Origin of the sequence: Flavobacterium adiutor, assembly GCF_048282555.1 — a bacterium.
Lineage (GTDB): Bacteria > Bacteroidota > Bacteroidia > Flavobacteriales > Flavobacteriaceae > Flavobacterium.
This window is the reverse complement of sequence record NZ_CP182487.1, coordinates 3637756-3656921: the sequence shown is the minus strand read 5'-3', so window position 1 is coordinate 3656921 and position 19166 is coordinate 3637756. Positions and strand designations below refer to the sequence as shown.

Genomic DNA, 19166 nt, shown 5'->3' with positions numbered 1-19166 from the left:
TTTTCTTTTACTCAAATGATGAATTCTAAATTTAAAATTCATGATTCAGTGCTATTTTATACTTTCTTTTTCGTATTCGTCAATATGGTCAAATTCCGGATAATGTTTACGGGCTTTCGACCACATCAGATAAATTGCCGGAATCACAAAAAGGGTTAATGCTAATGAGAAAATAGTACCTCCTACAATAACAACTCCCATTCCGATTCTGCTCGTAGAAGCCGCTCCAAGTGACATTGCAATTGGCAAAGCTCCTAACGCAATGGCTAAACTCGTCATTAAAATAGGTCTTAAACGTGCTTCTGAAGCTTCCATAATAGCCTCTAATTTTGGCTTTCCTTGTTCCCTTAGCTGATTAGCAAACTCCACAATTAAAATACCGTTTTTAGTTACCAGTCCAATAAGCATTACGGTTCCAATCTGGCTGAAAATGTTCCAGCTCTGATTGAACAGCCATAGGGAGAATAAAGCTCCGGCAACCGCCATTGGTACCGTTAAAATGATAATTAACGGATCTATAAAACTTTCAAACTGAGCCGCCAGAATCAGGAAAATCAATAATAATGCTAATCCGAAGGCAAATGACGTATTAGAACTACTTTCGACAAAATCTCGTGATTCCCCACTTAAATCAGTGGTGAAACTCTGGTCTAAAACTTTTGCTTTAATCCGGTCCATTTCCTCAATACCATCGCTGATGCTTTTTCCAGGTGCCAAACCAGCAGACACTGTTGCAGACATGTATCGGTTATTATGGTACAATTGAGGCGGATTACTTTGTTCTTCAATTTTTACAACATTATCCATCTGAATTAATTCGCCGTTTTTGTTTTTTACAAAAATAGAAGTCAAATCAAGCGGTTTGGAACGGTCTTCCTGGTTAAACTGACCAATTACCTGATATTGCTTTCCGTTTTTAATGAAATATCCAAAACGCTGTCCACTCAAAGAAAGCTGCAACGTCTGGGCAATATCCATAATAGAAATTCCTAAACTTTCTGCTTTTTCCCGATCGATACTTACATTGATTTCAGGTTTGTTGAATTTCAGGTTGACATCACTAACGGAGAATACATCACTTTTGCCCACTTCTTCCATAAAAACAGGGATTTTCTCTCTTAATTTCTCAAAAGTTGAAGCCTGAATAATGTATTGAATCGGTAAACCACCACGTCTGTTCACAGCAATAGTAGGCTGTTGAATTACAGAAGTTTTTGCGTCCGGATATTGTTTGGTCCATTTGGTTAATTTATCGGCAATATCTTTTTGCGAACGAACTCTTTCGTCAGGTTGCTTTAGCGAAAGCCTGATAAAACCACTGTTGACTGATGAAGAACCAAATCCTGGGGAAGTAATCACCAGACTCACTTTTTTCTCAGGGATAGAATCATCAACCAATTTGGAAATCTCCTGCATAAAACGATCGGTATATTCATATGAAGATCCTTCGGGAGTAGTCATACGCATTACAACAGAGCTGCGGTCATCTAAAGGCGCTGTTTCCTTGGGAAGGATGGTGAAAAACAGATAAATAATTCCGAAGCAGGCAATCAGAATCGGGAAACTAATCCATTTACGATCCATAAATTTAGAAAGACTTTCTGCGTAAGTACTGTTCATTTTTTCGAAAAAAGGCTCCGTCTTAATATAAAATTTAGATTTTTTTTGTTCGCCGCCTTTCATCAGATAAGCGTTCAGCATTGGTGTCAAAGTCAGTGACACAAAAGCAGAAATCAATACAGCCGAGCCAATGACAACCCCAAATTCCCTAAAAAGGCGTCCTACAAAACCTTCAAGGAAAATTACGGGTAAAAATACGGCTGCCAACGTTACAGATATCGAAATTACAGCGTAGAAAATTTCATTAGAACCTTTTATAGCTGCTTCAATAGGAGACATTCCTTCTTCTACTTTTTTGAAGATATTTTCGGTAACTACGATCCCGTCATCCACCACCAGTCCTGTTGCCAGAACAATAGCTAAAAGAGTTAATACATTGATGGAAAATCCAAGCATCCACATGATAAAAAAAGTAGCAATCAAAGATACCGGAATATCAATTAACGGCCTGAAAGCAATTGCCCAGTCCCTGAAAAACAGGTAAATAATGATGATTACTAATAAAATAGATATACCTAGAGTCTCAGCAACTTCTAATACTGATTTCTTTACAAACAACGTATTATCTAGCGCAATATTAAGTTTGATGTCTTTGGGTAAATCCTTTTTGAGGGCTTCGTATTTTTTATAAAATTCGGATGAGATATCCAGGTAATTAGCTCCGGGCATCGGAACAATTGCCAGACCAATCATTGGAAGTCCGGAGGATGTTAATTGTGTTTCGATATTTTCAGGGCCTAATTCGGCACCTCCAACATCACTGAAGCGTATAATTTTATCACCCTCTGTACGAATGATAATATTATTGAACTCTTCCGGTTTAGAAAGATTTCCGATTGTTTTTACGGTCAGTTCGGTATTGTCTCCGGTCAGTTTTCCAGAAGGCAATTCAACATTTTGTGCATTTAAGGCATTACGAACATCGGCTACGGTACATTTATAGGCCGTTAATTTTACAGGATCAATCCACAAACGCATAGCATAACGTTTTTGTCCCCAGATCTGAACACCACTCACACCCGGTATGGTTTCTAAACGCTGCGAAATGACATTTTCGGCGTAATCGCTTAATTCGAGCGAGCTTCGGGTGTCACTCTGAAGCGTCATCGAGATGATAGATTCGCTGTCTGCGTCAGCTTTAGAAACTACTGGTGGAGCATCAATATCCTGCGGTAAATTTCGAACAGCCTGTGAAACTTTGTCACGAACATCATTTGCTGCTTCTTCCAGGTTTTTATCTAAATTAAATTCGATAGTAATATTACTGCTTCCCTGATTACTGGATGATGTAATATTCCGGATTCCGTCAATTGCATTTACCGCTTTTTCAAGAGGTTCGGTAATTTGTGATTCAATAATATCAGAATTGGCTCCTGTGTAATTAGTCCTGATCGAAACCTGCGCCGGGTCAATCGAAGGAAATTCACGAACGCCCAGGAAAGTATAACCAATAAAACCGAATAAAATAATTAAAAGATTCAGGACAATGGTTAAAACAGGCCTCTTTATACTTGTAGTTGATAAACTCATATAATTTATGATTTTAGATTTTAGATTGTTGATTTCAGATTTACTTTGCAAATCTTAACTGCCTAATCTCAAAATCCAGACTTATATTATTTAATTGATTGATGATTTTAGATTTAATATATTGAGATAGTTACACTCATAATATATAACCCAAAATTCATAACTTAAAAGTTACTTTATCTTTACTTTTATCGGAGCTTCATCTTTCAAAGACATTACGCCACTTGTTATTAAAGTATCACCTGCTTTTAATCCTGATAAAATTAAAACAGAAGCATCGGTTCTTGTGGCTGCTTCTACTTTGATTTCTTTGGCTTTGCCCATATTGGCGATGTACACTTTTTTGCCATCCTGTATCGGCACAATAGCTTCAGAAGGTATTACGATTGCCTCTTTAATGATGTTCAGAGGAAGTTTAACATCAGCAAATGTTCCCGGGAAAAGTTTACCGTTAGTATTTTCAGCAATGGCACGAATTTTCAAAGTACGTGTTGCCACTTCTACTTCGGGTTCAATGGCGTAAATTTTTGCTTTATAAGTTTTATCCGATCCTGAAACGGTAAAGTCAATAACAGATCCCGAGTTTACCTGAGCAGCATATTTCTCAGGAATAGAAAATGTAATTTTTAATTTGCCCGTGTTTACCAGTTTTGCTACTAAAACAGTTGGCGTAATATAAGTTCCCGGTGAAATAGAGCGCAAACCAATTTTTCCTGAAAAAGGGGCTTTTACAGAAGTTTTGGCAATCTGTGCGCTTATTAATTGTGTCTGTGCTTTCGCGGAAGCGTAGTCTGCATTGGCAACATCAAATTCTTCCTGACTTATCGCTTCTTTTTGCAATAACAATTTAGCTCTTCTTTGATTTTCGCCTGCCAGACCTTCTTTGGTCTGAGCCTGTCTTAACTGAGCTCTCAATTCAAGATCATTTACCTTAAAAAGTACCTGACCTTTCTTTACGTTACTTCCTTCGCTAAAGTAAATCCCTTCCACAATTCCGGAAATTTCACTGTGAATCTCGACCTGTTCATTGGCTTCAATAGATCCTGATAACGATAAATTATTGTCAAAAACTGAAGTTTTGATCACAATTCCGGTTACACTTGTTGGTCTGTCCTTTTCGCCGAATTTCTTAGATTCTTCGTTTTTCTTTTTGTTGGATATCACACGATACGTGATAAAACCTCCGAGTACTATAACGATAAGGGCGTAAATTAGGTGTTTTAGTTTCATGAAAATTGAGGTAAATGAGTTTTATGTCTCGAATTGGTATTTACAAATTTAGTTTTTTGATATGAATACAAAAGGGCTTAATGGTTATTTAACACTTGTATGTACAAGTGTTTTTGAAGCTATTTTGTTTTAATTTTTCTAATGCTAATAAGCTTAGACATTGCGGTTGGAAAAAGGTTTAATTCAATGTTTTTTTTAATGATTTTGAGAAGCTAATCCCGCTATCCGTTACAATCTTTTGTGGCGAACCCCGCCACAAAAGGATTTTCACTTCTATCGGGGCTAGGGCTTTTAGGTGGAAGAGGGTTTGTTATTTTCAAAAGTTATTAAAAACGTCAGTTCGAGTGTTTTTTGTGCGGAGAAACGGAACAAAAAAATTATCGAGAATCGTTTTTAATAATAATTTTTCTGTTCTCGATACAATCACGATGAAAAATCGTGATCACTCGAACTGACAAAAAATTATCATTAAGAACTCATTATGCTCAACGAATTATAATATTTATTTAGGTAAAATATCAGGCAAGCTTAAAAAAAATGCAATAAAACGTTTTTGTCTTATTGCATTTAAATTATTGATTTCCCATACTTACTATGAATTGCTGAACTGCAGATTGCTCAGGTTTTTATAAATTCCATTTTCAAGGTTAATCAGCTCCTGATGTGTTCCTTCTTCGGTGATTCTTCCATTATCCAGAACTAAAATTTTGTCAGCGTTTCTAATCGTCGAAAGTCTGTGTGCAATGATAATACTGGTTCTGCCTTCCATCAAAACTTCTAAAGCTTCCTGAACCAGTTTTTCGCTTTCGCTGTCTAAAGAAGAAGTTGCTTCATCCAAAATTAAAATACTCGGGTTTTTTAATAATGCCCTTGCGATTGCAATACGCTGGCGCTGACCTCCTGATAATTTTACGCCACGTTCTCCCACCAGCGTTTCGAATTTTTCAGGAAAGCTTTCTATAAAATTCAGTGCATTTGCCTGTTTTGCAGCTGCAATAATTTCTTCATCTGAAGCATACGGTTTTCCGTAGGCTATATTTTCCCTGATGGTTCCGCCAAATAAAATCACATCCTGAGGAACGATACTCATATTGCCACGAAGATTTTCAAGATCGTAGTCATAAATGCTTTTTCCATCAACCAGAATTTCCCCTGAAGTGATATCGTAAAAACGTAATAATAACGAAGAAATAGTCGATTTACCGGCACCACTCGGACCAACAAGTGCAATCTTCTGACCGAAATCGGCATTGAAACTGACCTCTTTTAACACCTGAACTTCCTTTCTTGAGGGATAACTGAAAGCTACATTTTTGAAAGCCACGTTTCCTTTTATTTTTTCCAGAGGAAGCGCTTTTGGGATAGCATTGATGGCTTCAGGATCTTCTTCCAGTAATTCGAAAACCCTTTCTGTAGCACCAACCGCTTTTTGAATCTGAGCGTACATTTCGGCTATACCTCCAAAAGAAGCACCAATAAAGGTAGTATAAAGTACAAACGAAATCAGATCGCCCACACCTTCAACTTCACCTTTTATGGTTAAGGTAATGCCGTACCATACAACAGCCACCACGCATCCGAAGAGGCATAAAATAATGAAAGAAGCAAAATAACCTCTGTACTGGCCACCTTTGATGGCTATTTTTACAATTTCTTTGATTTTGTTTTTATAACGCTGAATTTCGTACCATTCGTTAGCAAAAGCTTTAACATTACTGATTCCCTGTAATGTTTCTTCCACAATGACCTGACTTTCGGCTACTTTGTCCTGCGTTTTTTTGCCGTACTTGCGAATGAATCTTCCAAAAATTACTGCTGCAACGGCTACAACCGGAACGATGGCCAGCATCATCAAAGTCAATTTAGGACTTATATTCCCTAAAATTATAAATCCGCCGATAATTAATATAAACTGACGTAAAAACTCTGCGATTGTGGTGCTAAAAGTGTCCTGCAACTGCGAAATATCTGCGCTGATCCGGCTGTTCAGTTCCCCGACACGTTTTTGCGAATAAAACGACATAGGAAGTTTGATTAAATTCTCATACAAGGCAAAACGAATGTTAGACAATGAATTTTCAGTAAAATTAACGAAAAGAGAAATTCTGAAAAAAGAGAAAACGGCCTGAAGCATTAAAATTACCAATAGCGCAACTGCAATTTCGTTGGCCCGGCTAAGATTTTTGTTAGTAACGCAGTCCACCAGCATTCCCATTAACTTAGGAAAGGCGAGGGCAGTGGCACTAGTTAAGAGTAAAAAAACTAAACCGAGGAAAAATTTCCATTTATGGTTTTTAGCATATTTAAAAATTCGGATTGCTTTTTGAAGGGAGTTTGCGTCTAATTTAGCTTTCGGTAAATCATTTTCCTGAAATCTTGCCATTTGAGTATACAATTAAGGTATGCAAATGTATGACTATAGCAAGTGAATACAAAAGGAATAATTAAAATTAGCTTTCGGGATTTTCTTTTTTAACTAAATGTTGTGAAATACTTCATTTTTATTTCTTTTTAAGAAGTTGAAAAATAGGTTTTTAAAAGTATAAGTGAATTTTATTTTGCATTTTTTACCAAAAAGGCTTGGAATTACAAAATCTAGGTGTATATTTGCACTCGAAATCACGAAATGATAGTGGCCTAGTAAAATAGGGCGATTAGCTCAGCTGGTTCAGAGCACCTCGTTTACACCGAGGGGGTCGGGGGTTCGAACCCCTCATCGCCCACAAAAAACTCCTTAAGAAATTGGGGAGTTTTTTTTTACTATTTTCCAAGTGTTGACGGATTGTAGATTGACATTCAAATTCGGGGAGATACTCAAGCGGCCAACGAGGGCAGACTGTAAATCTGCTGTGAGAACTTCGCAGGTTCGAATCCTGCTCTCCCCACAAATTACCCAAAACTCCAAAGTCTTGCGATTTTGGAGTTTTTTATTTCCTAAAATTATGGATTTATTGGATCAAAGCAAAAACCTGTGGGGATGCAAAAATTAAGCATAAATATTAGTTAGCCTAAAAAGGAAGTATTCTATATTTCTAACACCTCTAAATTTTGATCTAAATGCTTTTATTTTAGCATTGAATGATTCTGCAGAAGCATTAGTACTTCTGTTATCAAAATAATTTAAGATGGTTTGATAATGATTCATAATTGTACGAGAGATTGTACCGAAAGACTTAAATCCAGATTGATCTACTTTTTCATGCCATCTGGCTAATTTTGCAAAACCAATGATTTTATCGGTTGTATTCTCAAAGATGCCACGGAGCTCTTGAGTTAGATTGTATCCTTTTTGAATATCAGGATATAACTCAAATAGTAAGGCAGCACGTTCTATTTGATTGTGAGTCCATTTCGATTTGGATTTATACAAGAAATAGCGACTCCTCGCTAGTAATTTTCTTACCATTGTTACCCAAAACAGGAAATGTATTTTGGGTGATATTGTCACAGGGGAAATACAATTATCCGAAATGGGTAAAATTGTAGAAAATGAATTTTTGAAATCATTTGAAATTCGAAATGAATTGTTTTTGCACGAATATATCATAATGCCTAACCATTTACATATGATTGTGGAAATATTTTATAACGGCAATGAATCAAACGATTTGATTGATAACGGGGATAACGTACAATCGCACGGCCGTGCGGTTCAACCCAACCGTGCGATTTTACAATTGCAATCCATAAAACCGAATCGTCCTGTACGATTACCGAAATCCATATCATCGTTTATTGCGGCATTTAAATCAGCGGTAAATACCAAAATTGATGATTATATTTACGAACATCATTTACCAATTCCGAAATACAATAAACAAAATTATTTTTTTCAACCCAATTACCACAACCACATTGTCAGAAATGATTTTTAATATCCAAGAATAGCGAATTACATTATACAAAATCCGATCGTGTGGGAAAATGATAAATTAAACCATAAGAAATGATTAAGTAATCCGAAGAATTTTTAGTAGAACAATTCGTTGGGCAATTACAAAAACCGGGTTATAAATATACTGTTATTGCTGCTGAAAAAGCATTACCGGCAAACCTTAAAATACAATTAGAGAAGCACAATTTTTTTCATGTATTATCCATGCACTATCCATGCTTTATCTATGCCTTATCTATACATGAAATTGAAGGGTTGTGTCGTCCTATGTGCCGTCCTAAAATAACTATACAGGTTATTTAAAATTCCATCCTATTGTTGCACCAAAAGCTACAGGTTTAATTTCAGCATCTTTATCCGTACTGTACAAGCCATTAATTTTTCTATCAGACGCAGATGTTGGGTTATAACCAATATAGGATTCATTCTTGTTTTGGTCTAAAATTGTACCATATCCATACTCCAGAAACATGGCGGCATATAACGAATTCTTTCTGCCTACATCAAATGTAAATCCTAACTCAAAAGAACTCATTATAATTCCTTTGGTTTTATACTCTCCTGATGAGGAATAATTATCCTGACTACCAAAACCATATTCTGGTAAATCATCAATAGTCAGGTTTACATCTGGATAATAAGCGCTACCATTTACGTAATCGGCTGTTGCTTTAATTTTATAGTTTACAGGTAAAAAATATTTAGCTCCGGCTCTAAAATTAAAATCAATACCCTTGTTGATATTTGTTTTATACTGCACAAAAAGAGGGATTTGCACAGCATGTAAAGTTTGTTTTTCTCTATAATTGTTCGTGGTAACATTGTAAAAAAATGCTGAAGTGGAAGCATCAACTTCAAAACTAGTGAGTGTTGCAGAAGGCTGAGAAAGAGCAACTTCTTGTTTGTATTGTGAGAACTCTATTCCTGAACCGATACCAAAATGAGTATTTAAAGAGTAGATATAACCTGCTTTTACAGCTCCGCCAAGGCGATTACCTGTTTCTATACCAGTAATATCACTCTTTATATTCCCTATTCCCGACTGTATACCTACATAAAACTGTGCCGCTATTCCTTGGGAAATTAAGAAAGCTATAGTTCCAATTATGTTTTTAATATTGAGTTTCATAGATGTAAAATTTATTTTTTAGTGACCCTATACGTTATCGCCTTTTTACTCATTGTTTTTTGTTCACATAAATTTGTTGCTAATGACGATTTCATACTTGTTTTTAAATTAGAACAATCCATCCTCATTCATTAAAAATGAGGATGTCATATTCTGTAAATTATTTTTAATTTTTAACGAGAAGGTTTTTTGTAAAATATTTACCATTTGCTAAGGTCATTTTTACAATATAAATTCCTTCAACGCTCGGAGCATTCATGTCAATAGTATTTTGACTTGGGTTTGTAATAGTAGTCAGTAAGTTACCTGTTAAGCTATACAGTTCAATACGTGCATTTTGTAATCTGCCTGAACTAACATTCGTTATCAATTGGAAAGTAGCATTACTTCTAACAGGGTTTGGAACAATTCTTATGTACTCTTCTTCTATTGTAGGAGATAAAGTCAAGGTACAGGTTGTAATTAATGTTCCGTCTAGTTTTGTTGCTACTGCATAATAAGTTCCATTCAAAGGACCACTTTCTTTGAAATATTGTAAAGTTTGTCCCGGAACTAAAACCCCATTTTTATACCAGCTATACGATTTAAAACTCTTAGAACTATTGTCAAAGAAGATAACATCTTCAAACTGTTTTCTAATCAGATTAGGCTGACTAGATACTACTGGTAAAACTACAGCCGGAGCTGCGTTGTAATTCATGTTGCCTGGTTGTGATGCTGTTATAGTCGCCGACCCATAATTTTGAAAAATTAATGAATTATTTGAAACAGTCGCAATGTTAGTATTAGAAGAAGTATAATTTACTGCTAAACCACTATTAGCAACAGCATTCAAAACAATACTAGTTTCTCCATTACAACCTAATTCCAAAGTCTGATTCCAGGTAATTACCTGATCTGCTTTTGTAATAATAAAATTAGAGCCATTATACATAATGGTATAATTTCCACCGGCACTTAAATTACCTTGTGTGATAGCGTAAACACCCACATTCTCTCCAGCAGTTCTGCTTAAAGTTCCTGTAAAGGCATCACTACCTACCAAACCTGGTGAAACTGTATAAGCAAAAGCAGGATCTGTTGTTCCATAAACTTTCGTTTGTGATGGAGTTGCTGTTACTGTAATTGGTTTTGCCGTAATAGTAAAGTTAGCGTCTGCGTAACTAATCGTGTAATTAGATCCGGCACTCAAACTTCCTTGGGTAATAGCATAGTTTCCAATATTCTCTCCAGCATTTCTGCTTAAAGTTCCTGTAAAGGCATCACTACCTACTAAACCTGGTGAAACTGTATAAGCAAAAACAGAATCTGTTGTTCCGTAAACTTTCGTTTGTGATGGAGTTGCCGTTACTGTAATTGGTTTTGCCGTAATCGTAAAATCTTTACTTACGTAAGTAATGTTATAATTAGAACCGGCACTTAAATTACCTTGTGTGATAGCGTAAACACCCACATTCTCTCCAGCAGTTCTGCTTAAAGCTCCTGTGAAATAATCACCACTTACTAAACTTGGAGAAACCGTATAAGTAAAAAGAGGATCTGTTGTTCCGTAAACTTTGGTTTGTGAAGCATCTGCTGTTACTGTAATTGGTTTAGCCGTAATCGTAAAATCTTTGCTTACATAAGTAATGCTATAATTAGAACCGGCACTCAAACTTCCTTGTGTTATAGCATAGTTTCCAATATTCTCTCCAGCAGTTCTGCTTAAAGCTCCTGTGAAAGAATCACCACTTACTAAACTAGGAGAAACCGTATAAGTGTAAACAGGATTTACTGTTCCATAAACTTTTGTTTGTGAAGCATCTGCCGTTACTGTAATAGGTTTTGCCGTAATAGTAAAATCTTTACTTACGTAAGTAATGTTATAATTAGAACCGGCACTTAAGTTTCCTTGTGTTATAGCATAGTTTCCAATATTCTCTCCAGCAGTTCTGCTTAGAGTTCCAGTGAAAGAATCACCACTTACTAAGCTTGGAGAAACGGTATAAGTGTAAATCGGATTCGTAGTTCCATATACTTTAGTTTGTGAAGCATCTGCCGTTACTGTAATAGGTTTTGCCGTGATAGTAAAATCTTTGCTTACATAAGTAATGTTATAATTAGAACCGGCACTCAAACTACCTTGGGTAATAGCATAAGTTCCTATATTTTCCCCAGTAACTCTAGTTAAAGTTCCTGTAAAGGCATCACTACCTACTAAACCTGGTGAAACTGTATAAGCATAAACAGGATCCGTTGTTCCGTAAACTTTCGTTTGTGATGGAGTTGCTGTTACTGTAATTGGTTTTGCGGTAATCGTAAAATCTTTACTTACGTAAGTAATGTTATAATTAGAACCGGCACTTAAATTACCTTGTGTGATAGCGTAAACACCCACATTCTCTCCAGCAGTTCTGCTTAAAGCTCCTGTGAAATAATCACCACTTACTAAACTTGGAGAAACCGTATAAGTAAAAAGAGGATCTGTTGTTCCGTATACTTTGGTTTGTGAAGCATCTGCCGTTACTGTAATAGGTTTTGCCGTGATAGTAAAATCTTTGCTTACATAAGTAATGTTATAATTAGAACCGGCACTCAAACTACCTTGGGTAATAGCATAAGTTCCTATATTTTCCCCAGTAACTCTAGTTAAAGTTCCTGTAAAGGCATCACTACCTACTAAACCTGGTGAAACTGTATAAGCATAAACAGGATCCGTTGTTCCGTAAACTTTCGTTTGTGATGGAGTTGCTGTTACTGTAATTGGTTTTGCGGTAATCGTAAAATCTTTACTTACGTAAGTAATGTTATAATTAGAACCGGCACTTAAATTACCTTGTGTGATAGCGTAAACACCCACATTCTCTCCAGCAGTTCTGCTTAAAGCTCCTGTGAAATAATCACCACTTACTAAACTTGGAGAAACCGTATAAGTAAAAAGAGGATCTGTTGTTCCGTATACTTTGGTTTGTGAAGCATCTGCTGTTACTGTAATTGGTTTAGCCGTAATCGTAAAATCTTTGCTTACATGAGTAATGCTATAATTAGAACCGGCACTTAAGTTTCCTTGTGTTATAGGATAGTTTCCAATATTCTCTCCAGTAGTTCTGCTTAAAGTTCCTGTGAAAGAATCACCACTTACTAAACTTGGAGAAACCGTATAAGTGTAAATCGGATTCGTAGTTCCATATACTTTAGTTTGTGAAGCATCTGCCGTTACTGTAATAGGTTTTGCCGTAATCGTAAAATCTTTGCTTACATAATTAATGTTATAATTAGAACCGGCAGTTAAGGTACCTTGTGTGATAGCGTAAACACCCACATTCTCTCCAGCAGTTCTGCTTAAAGTTCCTGTAAAGGCATCACTACCTACCAAACCTGGTGAAACTGTATAAGCAAAAGCAGGATCTGTTGTTCCATAAACTTTGGTTTGTGACGGAGTTGCTGTTACTGTAATTGGTTTTGCCGTAATAGTAAAGTTAGCGTCTGCGTAACTAATCGTATAATTAGATCCGGCACTCAAACTTCCTTGGTTAATAGCATAAGTTCCTATATTTTCCCCAGTAACTCTAGTTAAAGCTCCTGTAAAGGAATCACTACCTACTAAACCTGGTGAAACTGTATAAGCAAAAACAGGATCCGTTGTTCCGTAAACTTTCGTTTGTGATGGAGTTGCTGTTACTGTAATTGGTTTTGCCGTAATAGTAAAGTTAGCACCCACATAAGTAATTAAATATTTAGATCCAGCTGAAAGCGAACCTTGATTAATAGCATAATTACCAATATTTTCACCACTATCTCTTGTTAAAGATCCTGTGAATGAATCTCCAGAAAGCAAACTTGGTGATACTGTATAAGTTAAAACAGGATCATTCTCTCCATATATTTTAGTTTGAGAAGGTGTTGCAGTTACCGTAATTGGGATTTGATTTAATTTCAGTACATAATCATAGTTAGCAGTACAACTATTAGCATCAGTAGCGGTAACCGTAAAATTACTATCAGCAATTTGAGTTGAAATACCTGTTATCTGTCCAGCTGTTGATAGCGAAAAACCAGAAGGCAAACTTCCCGCTGTAACGGCATACGTTTTAGATCCTGTTCCTCCTGAAGCTACTATAGTTTGACTATATCCAGTATTGTAATCATAACCAGACAAAACTGTTGTTGTGAAATTAATTGCTGTTGGTTGTGTAATAGTAAAGTCAACGGTAGTAGTACAGTTGTTAGCATCGGTTACAGTACATGTCCATGTACCAGGAGTTAGACCTGTTACAGAAATTGTACCATCACCAGTTGGGTTACCCGGAGTCCAGTTATAGGTATATCCACCTGCACCTCCTGTAGGGGTGTTAATTGAAGCCGCTCCGTTCGAGCCACCATTACAAGATACATTTGTTTGTGAAGCCGCAGTAGCTACTAGAGCTGTTGGTTGTGTAATAGTAAAGTTAACTGCTGTAGTACAGTTGTTAGCATCGGTTACAGTACATGTCCATGTACCAGGAGTTAGACCTGTTACAGAAGTTGTACCATCACCAGTTGGGTTACCCGGAGTCCAGTTATAGGTATATCCACCTGCACCTCCTGTAGGGGTATTAATTGAAGCCGCTCCGTTCGAGCCACCATTACAAGATACATTTGTTTGTGAAGCCGCAGTAGCTACTAGAGCTGTTGGTTGTGTAATAGTAAAGTTAACTGCTGTAGTACAGTTGTTAGCATCGGTTACAGTACATGTCCATGTACCAGGAGTTAGACCTGTTACAGAAGTTGTACCATCACCAGTTGGGTTACCCGGAGTCCAGTTATAGGTATATCCACCTGCACCTCCTGTAGGGGTATTAATTGAAGCCGCTCCGTTCGAGCCACCATTACAAGATACATTTGTTTGTGAAGCCGCAGTAGCTACTAGAGCTGTTGGTTGTGTAATAGTAAAGTTAACTGCTGTAGTACAGTTGTTAGCATCGGTTACAGTACATGTCCATGTACCAGGAGTTAGACCTGTTACAGAAGTTGTACCATCACCAGTTGGGTTACCCGGAGTCCAGTTGTAAGTATATCCACCTGCACCTCCTGTAGGGGTGTTAATTGAAGCCGCTCCATTCGAGCCACCATTACAAGACACATTTGTTTGTGAAGCCGCAGTAGCTACTAGAGACGTTGGTTGTGTAATAATAAAGTCAACGGTAGTGGTACAGTTGTTAGCATCTGTTACAGTACATGTCCATGTACCAGGAGTTAGACCTGTTACAGAAGTTGTACCATCACCAGTTGGGTTACCCGGAGTCCAGTTATATGTATATCCACCTGCACCTCCTGTAGGGGTATTAATTGAAGCCGCTCCGTTGAAGCCACCATTACAAGACACATTGGTTTGTGAAGCCGCAGTAGCTACTAAAGCCGTTGGTTGTGTAATAGTAAAGTCTCGAGTAGCGGTACATCCGTTAGCATCTGTTACCGTTACCGTATAGATTCCTGCGCTTAATCCGGTTGCTGTAGCAGCCGTTCCACCAGATGGTGACCAAGAATAAGTATATCCACCAGCACCACCCGAAGCAGTCACTGAAGCAGAACCATTAGATCCACCATTACATGAAACATCTGTTTGAGATGCTACGACAGTGTTTGGCGCCGAGTAGACATTCAGAAAATCTGAAGGTGAACTATTTTCACTTGGGCTGGAGGCAACAGTTCTTATCTTGTAGTTAGCACTTCCAACAGTAGATATTGGAATTACAGCAGATAATTGACTCGCACTTACGATGGTAGTCGTTAAAAGTGTCCCAGGAAAATTTCCGTTTACATCTGATAACTCCAGCGTGTAGGTATTTCCTGTATTTCGCGCTACAGGGTCTAAAAAATTAACAGTCACATTACTTCCAGTACAAATCGGATTAGGGCTAGGTGCATAGGATACAAATTGACTTCCAAAAAGTTTGAAAGGCAGCCCTACTTGGTATGCGCCATTAGTTAAGGTGCCTGTATAACCGGTATTATTAAACTGCTTTGCATCTCCTGTATTACCAGTGCCCAAAATACTAATTTGCGGAGCAAATGGCCCAGAAGCCAATGAGCCTGTTAGCCCCCATTCAATCCAATGTGTTCCTGGTTGAATTATGGCACCAATCGAAATCCGTATTCTCATTATCGGACGATTATTTGTGAGCAAACTAACGTTTTCTTGAACTCGATAGCAATTTGTAAAATCAGTCAAGATCATTCGATTAGTGGTAAAATCACCGAATTCTGATATAGCTGTTCCACTGCTAGGGTCACTATTCCAAATTTTAACAACACCACTTGTAAACGTAGATGAAACCGAACTTCCAGTTTGGTAAGCAAAAACATCAACATAATCTAAATACCATGGCGCAGAATTAGTAAATTGATCAGTTAAACGTAAATTACCTGCGTTGTTTACATTGGACCCTATTGAAGTATATCCTAATGTAACGTTTTGCGCTACAGAAACATCTGAACCACCAAAACCAACAGCAGTATTTGTCGTAAAAGGGCCATTGTCAAATAGTAGCTCTTGCGCTTTTAAATTGTTTGTTATGAATATTTGGATTAAAAACACAACCAAGAACAATTTGAAAAATTTAGAATTCATAAGAATTTGTAGTTTTACGTTAATTTTAAATATCCACTTCCCTTTTTTAATATCTCACTTTATTAAATTTCTTTATGTCGAAAACCTTACTATACCATTGCAATAATTTCTTCCTCTCTTAGTGTCAACTGGTATTTTTGGATTGCTTTAATTAATAAACTATTTTTAGAAATCTGATTGGCTCCCATTACCGAATAGTTGGTTCCTCCAGTTACGTCAATAGCTGGTTCCATAACATAAGGACCATTTGGCCAATCGATACCTACTAATTAAAGTGTAAGTTTAGCACTGATAATATCAACAAACTTCAATTGTAATTAGTTTTAAACTTTGACATTTAATAAAAAAAGCCACTACATAATTTGAATATAAAGTCGTTTTTTATAAGCGAGGGAATATTTTTTTTAATTTGCGGGCAAATGTATAAAATACTTTATAAATGTTAAAATCGATTTGTATTATTTGCTTTTTCCTCTTTTTTTGGTTTTAAATCAATCCTTTCCTAAATAAAATTACGGCATATCAAATTCGACCATTTCATTGCGTTTAGCCTTTGAAATGGTCATTTTAAAAAAAACTGTATGTTTTCCAGGGGAGGCTCTATGTGTTCTTCAAATGGTTTATCTAGCCATTTTTGTAAGTTAATTTTAACGAAAAGATTCAAACGTATAAAAGCTACGCAATTAGTTCTATGCTATTTCCAGACAAAATCGTAAACTTTTTTGAGGGCAAAGAATTACTTATCGAAGCCTTTTGTTCCCATAACCCTTCGATTCCACTCAGGGTGACAATTGTTTCTGTTTTGCCTCGGAGTTTATTCCTCGTCTTCGTCTTCGTCAGAGTATATTAATTTGCCTTCAATGACCAGATGGTGTAATTCGAAGATTAGTTTTTCGACGATGAGGTTCATTTGACTGACCTGTTCTTTGCTGAGTTTTGACAGTTTGTGGTGGAGGCTCATGTGTTTGTCTGTGTAAAGAAAAATGTCTGTCGGGAATTGTTCGAGCAGGTAATGGTATTTTCTTATGTCGGGGTCTGCGTAGCTGCACAGCTGCCATAAGGATTGCGCGGACAGGTAATGGGGCAGGTAGTATGTTTTGACGAAAATATAGGTTCTGCAAAACGACAGGAAAAACAATGCAAACAGGTAGTCTAAACCCTGGTAGTTTTGTTTGGGATTGCCGGCTATTGCAAAAAACTGAAAAGCCACATTTTTGGCTGCTTTGTAGTGAAAATACAAATCGGCGTGCGAGGGCTCGAAGGGGGCTTCCCAATGGAAATCCGGGTGGTATGGGGCGGATGACCAGATGAGGTTCTGGTCCTGAATGATACCGGAAAAGAAATGCTGATACTGATACAGATTGTTCTGGATCCAGTACCGGCTGTGGCTTAACAGGACAAAATCGTATTGGTCTCCCAATTTGCTTTTGAGGGAGTGGGTTAAGGCTCTTACTTTTTCGTTGCCAACGGTATCGGCAATAAGCAGCAGGTAATAGGTTGTTTTTTCTCCGTAAGTGATTTGATGGAAGGCGTAAATTTGCTCGACTTCTACCGAATTTAGGATGTTTTCGATGGTGGCGTCAAGGATGCTGTCTTTTGGTTTGTTCTCAATTTGACAGGGAACTTCGTGTTTTTTAGCGGCTTCTTTTTTGATTTGTTTCTTTAATTCGTCAAAACGTTCTGTGGCTAGGCGAAGCAGATTTTGTTCGCTGTTTTCAACTGCCTGATACATTTCGTCTTTATAGATTGCATCATCCTCTGAAGCTGCTTGTTTGGCTTTTTCAAAAAGAGCTGTCAGGAAATATTGGTTTCGGTTGTTTCGGACGAAGTATTTTTGAATTTCGGGAATGCATGCGGTCAGGTTGCGGATTCTTTCGTCGAGACTTAGGGTGTTGCAAGTGTTTCCGGTATAGAGTTCTTCTAAACATTCGATGTCGTATGCCAGCAGTCTGGCATAAGAGGTAAAGACACTGTTTGAGGCGCCTTCTGCCATGAGGTTTTTAATCTGCCATTTCTGAAGTTCGTGATCGTGGTAAAAATTGTTTTGATAGGCATTCAATTTCCTCTTGTATTTTTTCCATTCTCCTGTACTGAAAACAGCTTCTTCTAATTCTTCATTTTGATAGATCACAGCAGACGGACGGCAATACAACGCAATGAAAGGTGACCCTAAAGCATACTGATGATGCAGTTTTGAAGAATAGATAAAACAGACATTGATTTGATACTGGGTTCTCACTTTGGCGACCCATTTGCTCTGCCGAAGCTCCTGGACAGAGGTATTTTTTTCGGTATGGATGATGAGTTGTGAAAACAGGGGCGAAGGTTCCCGGGTAAAAAACACCTGAACGATGGTATGCTGACTTACCAACTGGCGCTGGATGTTTTCTAGATATTCGTTTTGGAGTTTTGGGAATGAAAGTTTTGCTGAAGTTTTCATATTGTTGTGGTTTTAAGGTTTTGATCCGGATGGTTGAAATAGACATATACTGATTCTGTAAACAGTCTGGTCATGGCAAACCAAACCATCAGGTCGAAGTGTTCCTGCAGTTCAGGGTCACTCTCCAGCAATATGGCGTTTTGTGTTTCAAAATTGAAGTGCTGTATTTTTTGCCGATACTTTTTATAATAACCTACTCCTGTGACTATGATTACTATAAGGAGCAATTCGTTTATGAACTCTGAGGCGGTGATCGATTTTAAAATATACCGAAGACTATCAAACTGATGATGAGCCGGATTTGGGTTTTCTTTCTAGGTCATAACAAAAGTATATTAGTACCTGCAGGCACGAAAGAATTCCTGCTGTTTTGACTTCCTGTTTCTTAGTATCAGGGATTTCCAGATTGCCTGAAAGTAGTTCTTCTAAGTCGTATTGCTGCAAAAGGTCAGGATAGTTATCGAATATTCTATTGACACCGGGATTTTTGAGTTTTTCGAGCAGTGCTGCAATTCCTTTTTCGAGTTTCATTTTTTCCGGATGTTGCAAAAACATACTCAATGCGGTCTTTGCCTGTTCAGGCGTTATTATGAGCCTTTTTTCTCTCTTACTGTTTTTATTATTTTTCATAGTGAGTAGCTTACGATTCACGAACGAAGTTCTATTCTTTCAAAAGGATAAACTATTCCTGATTTGGATATACTATCTGACAAAGGGATATTTTACGGATATT

The 19166-nt window shown here is 37.2% G+C and carries 11 protein-coding genes and 2 tRNA genes; 3 read left to right on the top strand and 10 right to left on the bottom strand.

Annotated features, from left to right (window positions below; translation table 11 throughout):
• Positions 1 to 51: 51 nt before the first annotated feature.
• From ACNC7R_RS15470 to ACNC7R_RS15460, 3 genes are all read right to left on the bottom strand, one after another.
• The gene (locus tag ACNC7R_RS15470) at positions 52 to 3150 is read right to left on the bottom strand and encodes an efflux RND transporter permease subunit (RefSeq protein ID WP_417941966.1); all 3099 of its coding nucleotides are present in this window, start codon (positions 3148 to 3150) and stop codon (positions 52 to 54) included.
• Between the two features lie 171 nt (positions 3151 to 3321).
• Entirely contained in the window at positions 3322 to 4380 is a 1059-nt protein-coding gene (locus ACNC7R_RS15465; RefSeq protein WP_417941965.1) for an efflux RND transporter periplasmic adaptor subunit, read from the bottom strand.
• 592 nt (positions 4381 to 4972) lie between these two features.
• Positions 4973 to 6763, bottom strand: a complete 1791-nt coding sequence (locus ACNC7R_RS15460) for an ABC transporter ATP-binding protein (protein WP_417941964.1) — start codon at positions 6761 to 6763, stop codon at positions 4973 to 4975.
• 265 nt (positions 6764 to 7028) lie between these two features.
• Here ACNC7R_RS15460 and ACNC7R_RS15455 point away from each other — a divergent pair.
• Both ACNC7R_RS15455 and ACNC7R_RS15450 read left to right on the top strand, forming a co-directional pair.
• Positions 7029 to 7103, top strand: a tRNA-Val gene (locus ACNC7R_RS15455).
• Between the two features lie 81 nt (positions 7104 to 7184).
• Positions 7185 to 7265: transfer RNA gene (locus ACNC7R_RS15450), tRNA-Tyr, on the top strand.
• 101 nt (positions 7266 to 7366) lie between these two features.
• Here the strand turns inward: ACNC7R_RS15450 and ACNC7R_RS15445 are convergent.
• Positions 7367 to 7786 carry an ISL3 family transposase gene (locus ACNC7R_RS15445; RefSeq protein WP_417941963.1) on the bottom strand — a complete coding sequence of 140 codons (420 nt, stop codon included), beginning with the start codon at positions 7784 to 7786 and terminating at the stop codon, positions 7367 to 7369.
• A 64-nt stretch (positions 7787 to 7850) separates the two neighbouring features.
• Here ACNC7R_RS15445 and ACNC7R_RS15440 point away from each other — a divergent pair, with 64 nt between their 5' ends.
• Positions 7851 to 8255 (top strand): hypothetical protein, encoded by a 405-nt coding sequence (locus tag ACNC7R_RS15440; protein WP_417941962.1) that lies wholly within the window; start codon positions 7851 to 7853, stop codon positions 8253 to 8255.
• 315 nt (positions 8256 to 8570) lie between these two features.
• Here ACNC7R_RS15440 and ACNC7R_RS15435 read toward each other — a convergent pair whose 3' ends face one another.
• The 6 genes from ACNC7R_RS15435 to ACNC7R_RS15410 form a co-directional block, all read right to left on the bottom strand.
• Positions 8571 to 9404, bottom strand: coding sequence for an outer membrane beta-barrel protein (locus ACNC7R_RS15435; RefSeq protein WP_417941961.1), 834 nt, complete (start codon positions 9402 to 9404; stop codon positions 8571 to 8573).
• Positions 9405 to 9570: 166 nt separating this feature from the next.
• Positions 9571 to 15993 carry an MBG domain-containing protein gene (locus ACNC7R_RS15430; RefSeq protein WP_417941960.1) on the bottom strand — a complete coding sequence of 2141 codons (6423 nt, stop codon included), beginning with the start codon at positions 15991 to 15993 and terminating at the stop codon, positions 9571 to 9573.
• An 89-nt stretch (positions 15994 to 16082) separates the two neighbouring features.
• Positions 16083 to 16226, bottom strand: coding sequence for a hypothetical protein (locus ACNC7R_RS15425; protein ID WP_417941959.1), 144 nt, complete (start codon positions 16224 to 16226; stop codon positions 16083 to 16085).
• A 581-nt stretch (positions 16227 to 16807) separates the two neighbouring features.
• On the bottom strand, positions 16808 to 18433 hold the full coding sequence (locus ACNC7R_RS15420) for a hypothetical protein (protein WP_417941958.1): 1626 nt from the start codon (positions 18431 to 18433) through the stop codon (positions 16808 to 16810).
• Entirely contained in the window at positions 18430 to 18660 is a 231-nt protein-coding gene (locus ACNC7R_RS15415) for a hypothetical protein (protein WP_417941957.1), read from the bottom strand. Before ACNC7R_RS15415 ends, ACNC7R_RS15420 begins: the two co-directional genes overlap by 4 nt.
• Positions 18661 to 18712: 52 nt before the next feature.
• The gene (locus tag ACNC7R_RS15410) at positions 18713 to 19063 is read right to left on the bottom strand and encodes a hypothetical protein (RefSeq protein WP_417941956.1); all 351 of its coding nucleotides are present in this window, start codon (positions 19061 to 19063) and stop codon (positions 18713 to 18715) included.
• Between the last annotated feature and the right edge of the window lie 103 nt (positions 19064 to 19166).